This is a genomic window from Kocuria dechangensis (assembly GCF_014636775.1).
In the GTDB taxonomy this organism is placed as follows: Bacteria; Actinomycetota; Actinomycetes; order Actinomycetales; family Micrococcaceae; genus Kocuria; species Kocuria dechangensis.
The window spans coordinates 229,686-244,494 of the sequence record NZ_BMEQ01000003.1; the positions used below are offsets into that span (position 1 = coordinate 229,686).

Consider the following 14,809-nt stretch of genomic DNA (forward strand, 5'->3'; position numbering starts at 1 on the left):
CGACGGACCCGGCCCGGGGCGTGCGGGTCGGGAGCGGGGAGCGGGCCGCGTCAGCGGGTCGCGGTGTTGTGGTGGGCGTCGACGCCCAGGTGGCCGAGCAGCCGGACGCGCAGCTCGGCGAGGATCTCGGAGGCCCGGTCGCGGGGCCGCTCGCCCGGGACGTCGAGCACCGTGGTGATGGACGCCGGCCGGTCGGCGGCGGCGCCCGGCGCGCGGCCCAGGACGATGATCCGGTCGGCGAGCTGCAGGGCCTCGTCGACGTCGTGGGTCACGAGCAGGACCGTGGTGGGCTGCGCGGCGTGGACCGTCAGCAGCAGGTCCTGCATCTTCAGGCGGGTGAGGGCGTCGAGGGCGCCGAACGGCTCGTCGAGCAGCAGGACGCCGGGGTTGCGGGCCAGGGCCCGGGCCAGGGAGGCGCGCTGCGCCATGCCCCCGGAGATCTCCCGCGGGCGGTGGCCGGCGTGCGCGGTCAGGCCGACCAGGCGCAGCAGCTTCTCCACCACCGTGCCGCCCTCGTCCCTGCCCCGGCCGTCGGGCAGGCCGAGCCGGATGTTCTCGCGCACGGAGCGCCACGGGAGCAGCCGGGGCTCCTGGAACGCGACCGCGCACCGCGGGTCGATCCCGGACACGGGGGTGCCGTCGATGAGGACGCGGCCGGAGGAGGCCGTGTCGAGACCGGCGGCGGCCCGCAGCAGCGTGGACTTGCCGCAGCCCGAGGGGCCCAGGATCGCCACGACCTCGCCGGGGCGGGCCGTGAAGTCGACGTCGTGCAGGACGTGGTGGACGTCGCGCCCGGACCCGAAGGACTTGCCGACGTGCTCGAAGGACACGGAGAACGCGCGCTTGGGGGCGCCGGGGTCGGACGCGTGCAGAGCGGGGCCGGCCGAGGACGGCTCGGAGCTCAGCAGTGAACTGCTCATGATCAACTCCATCGGTCCTGGCATTAGCACCTCGCACGGGGGATCGGGAGTGTCCGTGCCGGTTGCTGCGACGTCGACGAGCCAGGTCTCTCAGCCGCTCCGGATGGTTACGCGCTCATTCAACGACGCCCGCGGGTCCCGTGGCAAATCCGTGCGGCGCGAGGTGTCGCGGGAGGTGGCGGCAGAAATCTGTGGCCCCCGGGGCGATCGTGGCCCACCATGGACCCATGACGAGCCGGAACACCCCGAGCCGGGCCGAGCTGGTGCGGGAGGCGTACACCGCCTTCGGCGCGGCCCTGGAGGAGCTCGGCGAGGACGACTCCTGGGCGGCCACCGGGTGCACCGGGTGGTCCGTGCGGGACCTGACCTACCACTGCGCCATGGACGCCCTCCGCGGGCTCGTGGCCCTGCACACGCCCACGACCGCGCGCCCGGACCGGGACGCCGCGACCTACTGGGGCGACTGGGGCGGGGACCCCGCGACAGCCGCCGAGGCGCGGCGCTGGGCCCGGGTGTCCGCGTCCATGTTCCTGGACTGGGGGCCGGTGCGGGAGCTCCACCACGAGAGCGCGCGGGCGGTCGTGCACGCGTCGGAGCACCGCCCGCCCGGCGGGGCGGTGCGCACGCAGGGGCACGTGCTGACGGTGGAGGACCTGCTGAGCACCCTGGTGGTGGAGGCCACGGTCCACCACCTGGACCTGATCCGGCACCTGGGGGGCAGCACGGGGCCGTCGGCGGCCGGTCTCGCGGAGACCCGCCGCGTCCTGACCGAGCTGTGGGGGCGCGAGCCGCTCGAGCACTGGAGCGACGAGCACTTCGCCCTGGTCGGCACGGGCCGGGCCGACCTCTCCGCGGAGGACCGCGCGGTGGTGGGCCCGGAGGCGGAGCTGCTGCCCCTCTTCTCCTGACCCGCCCCGCCCGCCGGAAGCCCTCTCCGGAGAGACTCTCCGGAGGGAGCACGAGGGGGCACGGGGAAATCGGGGGAGAACCCGGGGAGCATTCCGGGCCGTTCGGTGCCAGGCTGGTGGCATGAGCACCGAGCGCCGCGTCAACGACCCCGCCGTGATCGACCGCCTCCTCGCCGGCTCCGGCCGGTGGGCCGTGGTGGGCCTGACCCAGAACCGCATGCGCCCCGCGTACTCCGTGTCGCGGCGGATGCGCGACGAGCTCGGCCTGACGATCGTCCCCGTGAACCCGAAGGGCGAGGAGGTGCACGGCGAGCCCGGCCACCGCACCCTCGCGGAGGTCCCCGGGCCGATCGACGTGGTGGACTGCTTCGTGAACTCCCGCAGGGTCGGCCCCGTCGTGGACCAGGCGATCGCCGCGGGCGCGCGGGCGGTGTGGCTGCAGCTGGGGGTCGTGGACCGGGCCGCCGCGGACCGGGCGCTGGCGGCCGGTCTCGACGTGGTCATGGACACCTGCCCGCTGATCGAGCTGCGGGAGCGGCTCGATCGGGGCTGGACCTGCGAGCCCGGGCGGACCCCGCCGCTGGCCCCGCCCGCCTGACCCGGGGCTGCCGGGTGCGGGAGCCCGCGCCGCCGGCACGAGGGTCCCGGTGCGGGGCCGGGGAGCAGTGCGACCGGGTGTGACGGGGATTGCGCGGCCCCCCGGAGGACCCGGTAGACTTCCGGGCGGACAACGATGACGAGATCCGACGCGAAGCTCTGGCTGGTCGGACGGCAACCCTCTCCCGTAGCGGGGTGCCCCAGATGAACATCGGGCCGCGGGGGCAGTGCCCCGTGGCAAGTACGGCGCCCAGCACAGTGCGTCGGATCCGCGAGGAGACCGCACGCCGTGCGGCGCACGGGACGCGGATCGCAATCGATCCGAGAGGTCCCCATGAGCAAGCGCATCGCCCTGAACGCCTTCGACATGACCTGCGTGGGCCACCAGGCCCCCGGCCTGTGGAAGCACCCCCGCTCCCGGGCGGACGAGTACAACACGATCGAGTACTGGACGGACGTCGCCCAGGTCCTGGAGAAGGGCCTGTTCGACGCGCTGTTCCTCGCGGACGTCGTGGGGTACTACGACGTCTACCAGAACTCCGCGGCGCCGGTGATCCGGGACGCCACGCAGATCCCGGTCAACGACCCCTTCATGCAGATCTCCGCGATGGCGGCCGTGACGAAGCACCTCGGCTTCGGCGTGACCAGCGCGATCACCTACGAGCAGCCGTACCCGCTGGCGCGGAAGTTCGCGACCCTCGACCACCTGACCCGGGGCCGGATGGGCTTCAATGTGGTGACCTCCTACCTGAAGTCCGCGGCCGAGAACCACGGGCTCAAGGACCAGATCTCCCACGACGAGCGGTACGAGATCGCCGAGGAGTTCATGGAGGTCTGCTACAAGCTCTGGGAGGGGTCCTGGGAGGACGGCGCGGTCAAGCGCGACCGGAAGAACGGGATCTTCGCCGACCCCGCCCTCGTGCACCCCATCCAGCACCACGGCAAGTACTTCGACGTCCCGGGCATCGGGCTGACCGAGCCGTCCCCGCAGCGCACCCCGCTGATCTTCCAGGCCGGGGCCTCCTCCCGCGGGCGCGCGTTCGCCGGGCGGCACGCGGAGGCGGTGTTCGTGGGCGGCATCCGCCCGGACCTCACCCGCGTGGTCACCGACAAGCTGCGCGACGAGGCGGAGGCCAACGGCCGGAACCGGGAGGACCTCAAGATCTTCGCGATGCTGCACGTGATCGTCGACGAGACCGACGCGAAGGCCGAGCAGAAGCGCCGCGACTACGAGCAGTACGCGGACACCGATGGGGCGCTGGGCCTCGTGGGCGGCTGGTCCGGCGTGGACCTGGGCCGCTACGACGAGAACGACGTCCTGGAGTACATCAAGACCGAGTCCATCCAGTCCTTCCTCACGCCGTTCACCACCGCGGACCCGCACAAGAAGTGGACGGTCAAGGAGGTCGCCAAGCACATCTCGATGGGCGGCATGGGCGTGCCGATCGTCGGGTCCCCGCAGACCGTGGCCGACGAGCTCGAGCGGTGGATCGACGACGGCGGGCTGGACGGGATCAACCTCGCCTACCACGTGTCCCCGGGCTCGTTCGAGGACTTCGTGGAGTGGGTCGTGCCGGAGCTGCAGAAGCGCGGCCGCTACCGCACCGGGTACGAGGGCACCACGCTGCGCGAGAACCTCTACGGCAAGGGCCACACCAAGGTGCTCGACACCCACCCGGCCGCGAGGTACCGGGGGGCCTACGCGGGCAAGCCGTCCGCGGCGGACACCCCCGCCCGCGAGCTCGTCTGAGCCCCCGGACGGCGACGCGGGACCGGGTGCGGGAGACTGTCGCGCCCGGCACCCGCTGACACCGGGACCTCGGTCCCCTCACGACGACGGCTCCCCCGCGGACGCGGGGGAGCCGTCGTCGTCCTGTGAAGGATCACTCGGCGGAGGGGGCGGACCTCCAGCGCAGCAGGGCCGCGACGTCCACGCCGTGGGGCAGGGCTCCCGGCGGGACGAAGACCGGGCGGCCGTCGGTGAGCACCGCGGCGCGGACCAGGGCCGCGTCCGCGGAGACCTTCCCGAGCACGTCGGCGCCGACGGCTTCGGACTCCTCGAACGCGATCCACGGCTCGCGGTCGAGGGCGATGAGCTCCTGCTCCCCGTCGAGGTGGGTGTCGTCGATCAGCAGGGTCTCGGCCTGCGCCTGCTGGAGGGCGCCGACGACGGACTGCAGCCCCGTGACCGCGGTGGGCTCCGGGCGGCCCTCCTGCTCCGCGAACCGCTCCAGCAGCAGATGCTGGCGGCGGGCGATGACCTCGGCGACGCGCTCCTCCACCTGGTGGTCGAAGTCGGCGGCCTCGCTGCCGCCGGCACGGGTGTTGGCGTCCACCACGCTCACCATGGCCCGCACGGCCTTGGACAGCTGCTCCTCCACGAGCCCGCGGGCGCGTCCGTCACCGGCGAGGACGACGAGCCGCGCGCCGCTGTCCGCGACGACCTTGTCGATCTGCTCGGCCACCTGCTCCGTGTTGCGCCGCCACACGTCCTCGGTGTGCCGCTGCCACCGCGACTGCGACCAGCCGCCGCCGGGGAACTTCTTGAGGTGCTCGGTCTCGCCCTCGATCTGCTGCTGGTCCCCGCCGCGCGCCCGGCTGGCGTACTGCAGCTGGATCTCGCCCCCGTCGCGGCCGACCTCGGCCACCACGTAGGGGAAGTCGTCGGGCCGGTGGCGGAACAGCGGGGTGAGGTCCGGGACCTCGTCGACCCGGATCACGCCGTTGCCCGCGACGGGACCGGGGAGCACCTCGTCGATCTCGACGGTGCCCTCGCGGACCAGCAGGTAGCGGCACACGGGGTCGGGGACGCCCGGGGCGGGCCGGACGGCCTTCTCCACGGCGGCGAGGTCCTCCTTGCTCGCGCCCTGGGCCTCGAGCTGACGGCAGATGTTCTCGGGCAGGACGTCGATCGAGTGCAGGGAGTCGACGGTGCCGGTGCTGATGTCGGTGTACACGGTGCACCACGGTCCCTTGCGCTTGAACAGCTCGGCGTAGGCGTGGAATCGGCTCGTCATGGTGGGAGACCCCCTGATCTGAAGCAACGGTCCTGCGGTGATGCACCCCACGTTATCCGAGGCCGGTGGCGCTGGGAACAGTGCTCCGTGGCGCTGGCGTCCGGCCGGGTGCCGATCACTAGACTGGGGGCTCCGTCGGTCCCACGACCCAGGAGGTACCCGTGAGCGAAGCACCCGGTTCGAGCAGTGAGTACGACGAGGCCGACCGCCTCGAGCAGTCGATCGACGCCGAGGGGCCGGAGATGGACGACGAGGACGACGAGGCCCCCGCCCACCTCCGGGACCGGGCCGCGGAGTCCTCCCTGGAGGCCAACCCCGCCGACCTCGAGGAGCAGGAGCAGGAGGTCGTCCTCGAGGAGCCGGAGCAGGCGTCCACCCTCGAGCAGGAGTGACCGGCCCCCGTCCCGGCACCGACCACGGCGCCCCGCCCCTCACGGTGCGGGGCGCCGTCGTCCGTCCGGAGCGGTCCGGGGAGGGGCGTCCGGGGGAGCGTCGGGGACCGTCCGGAAGCGTCCGGAAAAAAATGTGACCTGCTGCATCCACGGGCGGGTCCACGGCGGTAGTGAGGGTGCAAGGTCGATTCCGCCTCCCACGGGAGCCCGTTCAAGGAGCAGTCATCATGCGCAAGACCCTCTCTGCAGCAGCAGTCCTCGGCCTCGGTGCCGGTGCCCTCAGCATGACCCCGGCGTTCGCCGCCGAGCACGCGGAGCTGTCCGTGCTGCACGGCGTGCCCGACACCGTGGTGGACGTCTACGTCAACGGCGAGCTGACGCTCGACGACTTCGCTCCGGGCACGCTCGCGGGCCCGCTCGAGCTGCCGGCCGGCAGCTACGACCTCGCGATCACGGCCCCCGACGCCGCGGACGCCTCGGCGCCGATCATCGGGCCCGTGACCGCGCAGCTCGAGACCGGGATGAACTACACGGCCGTGGCCCACCTCGACGCCGCGGGCAGCCCCACGGCGGCGCTGTTCACCAACGACATGTCCGAGATCGAGGCCGGGAAGTCGCACCTGACGGTCCGGCACGTGGCCGCTGCCCCGGCCGTGGACGTCCTGGCCGGCGGCCAGCCGATCATCCAGGGGCTCGAGAACCCGAACGAGGAGACGCTGCCGGTGGACGCCGGCACGGTCTCCGCCTCCGTGGCGGCCGCGGGCACCACCGACCCGGTGATCGGCCCGGCCGACCTCAACCTGGCGGAGGGCACCCACAACATCGTCTACGCGTGGGGCTCCCTCGAGACCGGCAACCTCCAGCTCGCGGTCCAGACCCTCGAGGGCATGGAGCAGGCCCCCGGCGCCGTGCCGGGCGGGCAGTCCGGTCTGGCCGCCCAGGAGCAGAGCACCCTGCTGAGCACCGGCCTCGCGGCCGGCGGCGCGCTGGGGCTGATCGGCGTGGCGATCGCGGCGCAGCGCACGATCTCGTCCCGCCGGCAGTTCGCGCAGGACCGCCAGCGGTGACATCCCACCGCCGGCACGGGCCGGGTGCGCGGCGGGCGGCGGCCCACCGCGCACCCGGCTCCCCGACTCCCGGTCCCCCGCGCCGCCGGACGGCGGCGCTGGGGGCCGGGGCCCTCGCCTCGACCGCCCTGATCGCCGCCGCGGCGGTCGTGGCCGTCCTCCCGGCGGAGGGAGGGCAGGGCGGGGCTGCTCCCTCGGCGGCCCCGCCCGCCGGGGCGGTGGTGACGGCGGCGTCCCGGGGCAGTCTCTTCGCGGGGCAGCCGGTTCCGGAGCAGCGGGTCGTGGGTCGCCCCGTGCCGGACAGGTCCCTCCCGGAGCGCCCCGCTCCGGGTCCCGGGGCCGTGCCCGACCCCGGGCAGGTGCCCGTGGCGCCTGCCACCCAGGCACCCGTCGCGAAGGTGCCCGCCCCGGTGCGGGTCGTCGTGGGCGGGACGCCGATCGACATGCCGGTGGTCCCCGTGGGGATCGAGGACAACGGCGCCATGGTCCTGCCGGACAACCACGTGGAGCTCGGCTGGTACCGGTACGGTCCGGCGCCGGGGGCCCCGGAGGGCGCCGCCGTCGTGGCTGGCCACGTGGACACCCTCACGGAGGTGACCCCGATGGCCCGGCTGAAGGACGTCCCCCCGGGCACGGAGGTGACCGTCGAGCGGGCCGACGGGTCGGTGCAGCGCTACCGCACCGAGTCCGTGGAGCTGGTGCACAAGCGCAGCCTCGAGGACGCCGACCTCTTCCGCCGGACGGGCGATCCCGCCCTGCACCTCGTGACGTGCGGGGGCGAGTGGCTGGAGGAGATCGGGGACTACGAGGACAACGTGGTCCTGCGGGCGGTTCCCGTGGGCTGATCACGACGGAGCAGGGCGAGCGGACGGAGTGTGCGATGGCAGGACCGCCGGTGTGCACTAGGCTGAGCACGACCCGACGGGCGCCGCCCGCGACGATGACCCCGACGATGCCTGCTTCGAGGAGCCGTCCCACGATGCCGATGCCGCCCCCGGAATGGGGACCCGAGCTCGACACCGCGTTCGCCGCGGGGGACGAGCACGCGCTCGGCGCGGCGTACCGGCACTGCGCCGGGATCGTGCGGTCCCTGGCCCTGCGGGCCCTGCGCGACGACGCGGCCGCCGACGACGTGGTCCAGGAGGTCTTCATCCGGGCGTGGAAGTACCGCTCCGGCTACCGGCCGGAGCACTCCTCGGCCCCCGCCTGGATCATCGGCATCACGCGCAACTGCATCGCCGACGCCGCGCGGACCGCCGGCCGGGAGGCGGACCGCCGGGCCGCGGCCGGGATCGAGACGGACCGGGAGCCGCGGCACGAGGAGGCGGACCTGCTGGTGGACCGGCTCGTCGTGCGGACGGAGCTCGAGCGGCTCGGCCCACCGCGCTCGACGATCATGGCGCTCGCGTTCTACGAGGAGCTCACCCACCAGCAGATCGCCGAGCACCTGGACCTGCCCCTGGGCACGGTCAAGAGTCATCTGAGGCGCGGCCTCACCCACCTGCGGACACGATTGAAGGACGGCCATGGCACACCTGAGTGAGGAGTCGCTGGCACTCCTGGCTCTGGGTGAGCCCCTCGACGCCCAGAGCCAGGACCACCTCGCGGACTGCCCCGACTGCACGGCGGAGGTCGAGTCCCTCCGGCACGTCGTGCTGGCGGGGCGCGCGGAGCCGCCCGCCCCCGCGGCGCCCGGCCCGCAGGTGTGGGCCGCGATCCACGCGGGACTCGGACTGTCCGAGGACGTCGCGGAGGACCCGTTCGCGTCCCCCCGGGGCGCCGCCCCGGACGGCGCCGAGACGAACGGGGCCGAGAAGAGCGGCACCGTGCACAACTCCGCCGGGACGGCCGGCGCCGGGAGCGACGCCGGGGCCGGGGCGGGCAGCCGCTCCGCCGTCGTCGACCTCGACGCCCGCAGGCGCCGCCCGCGCCGGGGGGTGCCCTACCCCCTGGCCGCCGCCGCGGCCGCGGCCGCCCTGCTGGCCGGCGCCGGGGCGATGTGGGCCGTGCAGCGCCCCGGCGCGGAGCCCGCCCCCACCCTCGTGGCCCGCGCGGAGCTGGAGCCCCTGGCCGGCTACACGGCCCGCGGCGCGGCCGAGGTGGACGTGCGCCCCGACGGCACCCGGCAGCTCGTGGTGCGCACGGACCCCGCCGACGTGGACGGGTTCAAGGAGGTCTGGCTGCTCGCCCCGGACGCGACGGGCATGATCAGCCTCGGCGTGATGGCCGGGGACGAGGCCGTGTTCGTGCTGCCCGAGAACGTGGACGTCTCGCAGTTCCCGGTGGTGGACGTCTCGAACGAGCCGGTCGACGGCGACCCCACCCACTCGGGGGACTCGATCGTGCGCGGCACCCTGGAGGCCTGAGCGCCCCCGCCCGGCGGGGCGCGGGGCTCAGAGGAGCGCGGAGGTCAGCCGGGCCACGTTGTCCAGGTACTTGTGCCACAGGGGCCGCCGGTTCCACTCCTGGATGTCGAGCAGCGTGCTGGCCGCGTGGAACTCGGCGACCACCTCGTCCATCCTGCGGCGGAAGTCCCGGTCCACGATGTAGACGGAGACCTCCAGGTCGAGGGCGAAGGAGCGCTCGTCCATGTTGGAGGAGCCGATGACGGAGACGTGGTCGTCCACCAGCACGAACTTGGCGTGCAGCACGGTGGGGGCCTTGTACCGGTAGATCTTCACACCGGCGGCCACGAGCTCCTGGTAGTAGGAGTTCTGCGCGTGGTAGGGCAGGAACTGGTCGGAGGTCTCGCCCACGAACAGCTGGACATCCACCCCGGACTGCGCCTCGGTGGTCAGCGCGTGCATGAGGGACTCGTCCGGCACGAAGTACGGGCTGGAGATGATGATCTGATCGTTGGCGTTGTAGATCAGGTGGTTGAACAGGCGCAGGTTGTTCTCCGTCTCGAACCCCGGGCCGGAGGGCAGCACCTGGGCGAAGACGGGCCCCTGGACGTCGGGCAGCTCGCGGCTCGCCTCGTCGAGCAGCAGGTCACCGGTCTCGGAGTACCAGTCGCTGGTGAACAGCGCGTTGAGCTCGGCGACCACCGGGCCCGTGCACTCGATCATCAGGTCCTTCCACTCCAGGCCCTTCCGCACGTTCCTCCGCTTGTTGTAGGAGCGGTGGATGATGTTCTGGGAGCCGGTGTAGGCGAGCACGCCGTCGACCACGAGGATCTTGCGGTGGTTGCGCAGGTCGGGGCGCTGCCACTCGCCCTTCCAGGGGCGCAGGGGCAGCATGCGCCGCCAGGGCAGGCCGATGCGGTCGAACTCCTTCACGAGCACGGCGTAGCCGGGGTAGCCCACCGAGCCGAGGTGGTCCACGAGCGCGCGCACCCGCACGCCCCGGCGGTGGGCGCGCACGAGGGCGTCGAGCAGCACGCGCGAGGCGTCGTCGACCGCGACGATGTAGAACTCGAAGTGCACGTAGTCCTCGGCCCGGTCCACCGCGTCCGCCATGACGCGCATGGCCTCGTGGCTGTCCGTGAGGATGTCGAAGCGGTTGCCGCCGACCATCGGCAGGGCGCCGAGGTTGTAGTTGAGCTCGGCCGTGGACAGGATCCACTCGGGCAGCTCGTCGCCCACGTTGCCGAGGATGTAGGACGGCGGGGTGTTCTCCCGGATGACGTCGTTCATCTTGGCCTGCATCGCCATCCGCTTCCGGGGCAGCTTGGCCGAGCCGATGGCGAGGAAGAGGATCACGCCCACGATCGGCAGCAGGAAGATGGCCAGCAGCCATGCGAGGGCCACCGACGGGCGGCGGTTGTGGGGGATCCAGCCCAGGGCCGCGATCCGCAGCGTCCAGTCGAGGACCACCAGGGACACCACGATCCACTCGGGCAGCCCGTAGGGCGCCAGCAGGTCGAACGGGAAGATCGCGATGTCCACCGCTTCAGCCTATCGACGGGCCGTCCGGCCCGCGGTCACGCCGGGCGCGGCAGGAAGTAGTCGGTCTCCAGGCCCGGGGTCTCCCGCTGGACGAAGCCCAGGGCGATGAGCACCTGCTCGGCAGGGGTGTTGTCCCCGGGCACGCTGGCGCGCACGCCGTGCACCGCCGCGTCCGCGAAGGCGACCCGCAGCAGCGCGTCGAGCCCCTCCTGCGCGTAGCCCCGGTTGCGGCGGTCGGCGGTGAGGGAGCCCACCACCTCCAGCTCGTCGTCGATGGGCGGGCCCACGAAGCCGGCCGTCCCGACGATCTCCCCCGTCTCCTTCTCCACGATGGCCATCCGGGCGTACACGGACTCCGTGAAGAAGTAGCCCCCGGCGAGCAGGGACTCGCGGGCGAAGTCCATGTCCTCGGCGGCGGGGAAGCCGGCGGCGAAGTGCTCCGCCGGCTCGCCCGCCGCCACGGCGTCGAGCTCCTCCGCGGTGAAGGGCCGGATGAGGAGCCGCTCCGTCTCCAGGACGGGGGCGGGGCGGAGGGCCTCGAGATCCTCGGTCATGCGATGCTGCTTTCCTGCGTGCGCCGGGGGCGCCTGCCGACAGTGGGAGTGGAGCGGTGCGTGCGGTGCTGCGGGCTCAGCCGAAGTGCTTCGGCAGGGTGCCCTCGTGCGCGGTGCGCAGCTCGTCCAGGCCGATGGCGAACTCGCTCTGGACGTCCAGCGCCCGGTTCTCCGCGTCCACCACGCCGATGCGGGTGAACGGGTAGCTCCGCATGGTGCACATGTCCTTGAACCGTACTTCCTCGCTGCGCGGCACGGCCACCACGGCACGGCCCTGCGTCTCGGAGAACAGCATGGTGAACAGGTCCACGCCGTCGCGCTCGCAGACCTCGCCGAGGCCGATGCGGGCGCCGGTGTCGAAGCGCAGCGCCATCTCGGCCAGGGTCGCGGCGAGGCCGCCCTCGGCGACGTCGTGCGCGGCGTCGATCATGCCGTCACGGGACATGTTGATCAGCAGGTCGCCGAGCAGCTTCTCCTGGGCGAGGTCCACGGCCGGGGGGAGCCCGCCCAGGTGCCCGCGCAGGTTCGCCCACTCGGAGCCGTCCAGCTCGTCGCGGGTGGTGCCGAGCAGGTAGATCGCCTGCCCGTCCTCGCGCCAGCCCGACGGGGTGCGCCTGCGGACGTCGTCGAGCACGCCCATCATCGCGACCACGGGGGTCGGGTGGATGGCCACACCGCCGGTCTGGTTGTAGAGGGACACGTTGCCGCCGGTGACCGGGACGCCGAGCTCCTGGCAGCCGTCGGCGAGGCCGCGCACGGCCTCCGCGAACTGCCACATGGTCTCGGGGTCCTCGGGGGAGCCGAAGTTCAGGCAGTCGGAGACGGCCACGGGGCGCGCCCCGGCGGTGGCGACGTTGCGGTAGGCCTCGGCCAGGGCCAGCTGCGCGCCCTGGTAGGGGTCCAGGTAGGCGTAGCGGCCGTTGCAGTCGGTGGACAGGGCCACGCCGAGGCCGGTCTCCTCGTCCACGCGGACCACTCCGGCGTCGTCGGGCATCGCCATGGCGGTGTTGCCCTGCACGTAGCGGTCGTACTGGGCGGTGACCCAGTCCTTGGCGCACAGGTTCGGGGAGGCCATGAGCTCGAGCACGGCGTCCTTCAGCTCCGCGCCCGAGGGGCGGGAGGCGTCCGCGGGGGAGCCGGCGAACCGGTCGGCCTGCAGCCGGTCCTGGTCCGCGGGGCGGGTGTAGGGGCGCTCGTAGACGGGGCCCTCGTGGGCGACGGTGCGGGGGTCGACGTCGACGATGACCTCGCCGTCCCACTCGATCACGAGCCGGCCGGTGTCGGTGACCTCGCCGATCCACGAGTACTCGACGTCCCACTTCGCCATGACCGCCTCGAAGGCCTCGGCCTTCTCCGGGGTCACGACCGCCATCATGCGCTCCTGCGACTCGGACATGAGGATCTCGCCCGGGGTCAGGGTGGGGTCGCGCAGCAGCACCGAGGACAGGTCCACGTGCATGCCGCCCTCGCCGTTGGAGGCCAGCTCCGAGGTGGCGCAGGAGATGCCCGCGGCACCCAGGTCCTGGATGCCCTCCACGAGGGAGTTCTTGAACAGCTCGAGGCAGCACTCGATGAGCACCTTCTCGGCGAACGGGTCGCCGACCTGGACGGCCGGGCGCTTGGACGGCTTGGCGTCGTCGAAGGACTCCGACGCGAGCACGGACGCGCCGCCGATGCCGTCGCCGCCGGTGCGGGCGCCGAACAGGACCACCCGGTTGCCGACGCCGGAGGCGTTGGCCAGGCGGATGTCCTCGTGGCGCATGACGCCCACGGCGAGCGCGTTGACCAGGGGGTTGCCCTGGTAGACGGAGTCGAAGACGACCTCGCCGCCGATGTTGGGCAGGCCCAGGGAGTTGCCGTAGCCGCCCACGCCCGCCACGACGCCGTGCACCACGCGCGCGGTGTCCGGGTGGTCGATCGCGCCGAAGCGCAGGGGGTCCATCACGGCCACCGGGCGCGCGCCCATCGAGATGATGTCGCGGACGATCCCGCCCACGCCCGTGGCGGCGCCCTGGTAGGGCTCCACGTAGGAGGGGTGGTTGTGGGACTCGATCTTGAAGGTCACGGCCCAGCCGTCCCCGATGTCGGTCACGCCGGCGTTCTCGCCGATGCCCACCATCAGGTTCTTCTTCATCTCCTCGGTGACCTTCTCGCCGAACTGGCGCAGGTGGACCTTGGAGGACTTGTAGGAGCAGTGCTCGGACCACATGACCGAGTACATCGCGAGCTCCGCGGCGGTCGGACGGCGGCCGAGGATCCTGCGGATCTCCTCGAACTCGTTGTCCTTGAGGCCCAGCTCGGCCCAGGGCAGCTCGGTGTCGGGGGTGGTCGTCGCGTGCTCGACGGTGTCCAGGTTGAAGTGCTTCTCGCTCATGGGTGTCCCGTGTTCCTTACTTGACCAGTGCCTTGAGGACGGAGACGAACAGGCCGAGCCCGTCCGTGCCGTCGCGCATCCCGACCTCGCCGACGGCGGAGGAGTCCGCGCCGAAACCGGGCTCCACCGCGTGCTCCGGGTGCGGCATGAGCCCCACCACGTTGCCGCCGGCGTTGCAGATGCCGGCGATGTCCCGGCGGGAGCCGTTCGGGTTGAAGCCCACGTAGCGGAACACCACGCGGCCCTCGGCCTCGAGGGCGTCGAGGGTCCTCTCGTCGGCCACGTACTGGCCGTCCTGGTTCTTGAGCGGGACCACGATCTCCTGGCCCTGCTCGTACTCGGTGGTCCACGCCGTGGTGCTGTTCTCGACGCGCAGGCGCTGGTCCCGGCAGAGGAACTTCAGGTGGTCGTTCTTGATCATGGAGCCCGGCAGCAGGTGGGACTCGGTGAGCACCTGGAAGCCGTTGCAGATGCCCAGCACCGGCAGCGGCGAGGAGCCGGAGGTGCCGGCGGCGTTGGCGCCCTCGATCACCTTGTCCATGATCGGCGCGAACCGGGCGATGGCACCGGCGCGCAGGTAGTCGCCGTAGGAGAAGCCGCCGGGCAGGATCACGGCGTCGACGTCCTGGAGGTCCTCGTCCGCGTACCAGAGGGGGACGGGGGTGCCGCCGGCGAGCATCACGGCGCGGGCCGCGTCCCGGTCGTCGAGGGTGCCGGGGAAGGTCACGACGCCGATCCGGGCGCCGGCGAGCGCGGCGTCCGGGGCGGGGCCGGAGAGGTCCGCGATCAGCGGGGTCTCGAAAGCGGCCACGCTCAGTTCTCCTCGTCCAGGACGGCCACGCGGACGACGTCCTCGATCACCGGGTTGGACAGCAGCCTCTCGGCGGCCTCCCGGGCCTGGGCCAGCACGTCCTCGGTGGCCTCGCCGTCGACGGTGAGCTCGAAGCGCTTGCCCTGCCGCACGCCCGCGAAGCCGGCCAGGCCGATGCGGGGCAGTTCGTTGGCGATCGCCTTGCCCTGCGGGTCAAGGATCTCGGGCTTGGGCATGACGTCGACAACAATGCGGGCCATCGGGGAACTCCTCGGAGGGGTC

15 protein-coding genes and 2 riboswitches are annotated in these 14,809 nt (G+C 72.8%); of the genes, 8 read left to right on the forward strand and 7 right to left on the reverse strand.

Going from position 1 to position 14,809, the window contains the following annotated elements:
* Positions 1 to 50 precede the first annotated feature (50 nt).
* Complete coding sequence (locus IEW07_RS04725) at positions 51 to 920, reverse strand: ABC transporter ATP-binding protein (RefSeq protein WP_188534771.1); 870 nt, start codon at positions 918 to 920, stop codon at positions 51 to 53.
* A gap of 5 nt (positions 921 to 925) precedes the next feature.
* Positions 926 to 1,030, reverse strand: a riboswitch (SAM riboswitch).
* A 117-nt stretch (positions 1,031 to 1,147) separates the two neighbouring features.
* Here IEW07_RS04725 and IEW07_RS04730 point away from each other — a divergent pair.
* The 3 genes from IEW07_RS04730 to IEW07_RS04740 all read left to right on the forward strand — a co-directional run bounded on the left by IEW07_RS04730 (position 1,148) and on the right by IEW07_RS04740 (position 4,175).
* Positions 1,148 to 1,828: a maleylpyruvate isomerase N-terminal domain-containing protein gene (locus IEW07_RS04730; RefSeq protein WP_188534773.1), complete on the forward strand. Its 681-nt coding sequence runs from the start codon at positions 1,148 to 1,150 to the stop codon at positions 1,826 to 1,828.
* 121 nt (positions 1,829 to 1,949) lie between these two features.
* Positions 1,950 to 2,426, forward strand: coding sequence for a CoA-binding protein (locus tag IEW07_RS04735; RefSeq protein WP_188534775.1), 477 nt, complete (start codon positions 1,950 to 1,952; stop codon positions 2,424 to 2,426).
* Positions 2,427 to 2,560: 134 nt separating this feature from the next.
* Positions 2,561 to 2,675, forward strand: a riboswitch (SAM riboswitch).
* Positions 2,676 to 2,759: 84 nt separating this feature from the next.
* Positions 2,760 to 4,175, forward strand: coding sequence for an LLM class flavin-dependent oxidoreductase (locus IEW07_RS04740; RefSeq protein WP_188534777.1), 1,416 nt, complete (start codon positions 2,760 to 2,762; stop codon positions 4,173 to 4,175).
* A 133-nt stretch (positions 4,176 to 4,308) separates the two neighbouring features.
* Here the strand turns inward: IEW07_RS04740 and IEW07_RS04745 are convergent, their stop codons facing one another.
* Positions 4,309 to 5,442 (reverse strand): baeRF2 domain-containing protein, encoded by a 1,134-nt coding sequence (locus IEW07_RS04745; RefSeq protein ID WP_188534779.1) that lies wholly within the window; start codon positions 5,440 to 5,442, stop codon positions 4,309 to 4,311.
* A 161-nt stretch (positions 5,443 to 5,603) separates the two neighbouring features.
* On the opposite strand from IEW07_RS04745, the gene IEW07_RS04750 reads away from it, so the two are divergent.
* The 5 genes from IEW07_RS04750 (at position 5,604) to IEW07_RS04770 (ending at position 9,267) form a co-directional block, all read left to right on the forward strand.
* Positions 5,604 to 5,834, forward strand: a complete 231-nt coding sequence (locus IEW07_RS04750) for a hypothetical protein (protein ID WP_188534781.1) — start codon at positions 5,604 to 5,606, stop codon at positions 5,832 to 5,834.
* A gap of 227 nt (positions 5,835 to 6,061) precedes the next feature.
* A complete protein-coding gene (locus IEW07_RS04755) occupies positions 6,062 to 6,901 on the forward strand; it encodes a DUF4397 domain-containing protein (RefSeq protein ID WP_188534782.1) in 840 nt (279 codons plus the stop codon).
* Positions 6,898 to 7,746 (forward strand): class F sortase, encoded by an 849-nt coding sequence (locus IEW07_RS20870; RefSeq protein ID WP_229741573.1) that lies wholly within the window; start codon positions 6,898 to 6,900, stop codon positions 7,744 to 7,746. Before IEW07_RS04755 ends, IEW07_RS20870 begins: the two co-directional genes overlap by 4 nt.
* A 134-nt stretch (positions 7,747 to 7,880) precedes the next feature.
* Entirely contained in the window at positions 7,881 to 8,444 is a 564-nt protein-coding gene (locus tag IEW07_RS04765; protein WP_229741574.1) for an RNA polymerase sigma factor, read from the forward strand.
* Positions 8,428 to 9,267, forward strand: a complete 840-nt coding sequence (locus IEW07_RS04770) for an anti-sigma factor domain-containing protein (RefSeq protein ID WP_188534784.1) — start codon at positions 8,428 to 8,430, stop codon at positions 9,265 to 9,267. The genes IEW07_RS04765 and IEW07_RS04770 overlap by 17 nt, the downstream gene beginning before the upstream one ends.
* 27 nt (positions 9,268 to 9,294) lie before the next feature.
* Here the strand turns inward: IEW07_RS04770 and cls are convergent, their stop codons facing one another.
* The 5 genes from cls to purS form a co-directional block, all read right to left on the reverse strand.
* Positions 9,295 to 10,782: a cardiolipin synthase gene (cls, locus tag IEW07_RS04775; RefSeq protein WP_371870208.1), complete on the reverse strand. Its 1,488-nt coding sequence runs from the start codon at positions 10,780 to 10,782 to the stop codon at positions 9,295 to 9,297.
* Positions 10,783 to 10,823: 41 nt separating this feature from the next.
* Positions 10,824 to 11,342, reverse strand: a complete 519-nt coding sequence (locus IEW07_RS04780) for a GNAT family N-acetyltransferase (protein WP_188534788.1) — start codon at positions 11,340 to 11,342, stop codon at positions 10,824 to 10,826.
* A 76-nt stretch (positions 11,343 to 11,418) separates the two neighbouring features.
* Complete coding sequence (purL, locus tag IEW07_RS04785; protein WP_188534790.1) at positions 11,419 to 13,716, reverse strand: phosphoribosylformylglycinamidine synthase subunit PurL; 2,298 nt, start codon at positions 13,714 to 13,716, stop codon at positions 11,419 to 11,421.
* Positions 13,717 to 13,732: 16 nt separating this feature from the next.
* Positions 13,733 to 14,533 carry a phosphoribosylformylglycinamidine synthase subunit PurQ gene (gene purQ / locus IEW07_RS04790; RefSeq protein WP_371870209.1) on the reverse strand — a complete coding sequence of 267 codons (801 nt, stop codon included), beginning with the start codon at positions 14,531 to 14,533 and terminating at the stop codon, positions 13,733 to 13,735.
* Entirely contained in the window at positions 14,530 to 14,787 is a 258-nt protein-coding gene (gene purS, locus IEW07_RS04795) for a phosphoribosylformylglycinamidine synthase subunit PurS (protein ID WP_188534792.1), read from the reverse strand. Before purS ends, purQ begins: the two co-directional genes overlap by 4 nt.
* Between the last annotated feature and the right edge of the window lie 22 nt (positions 14,788 to 14,809).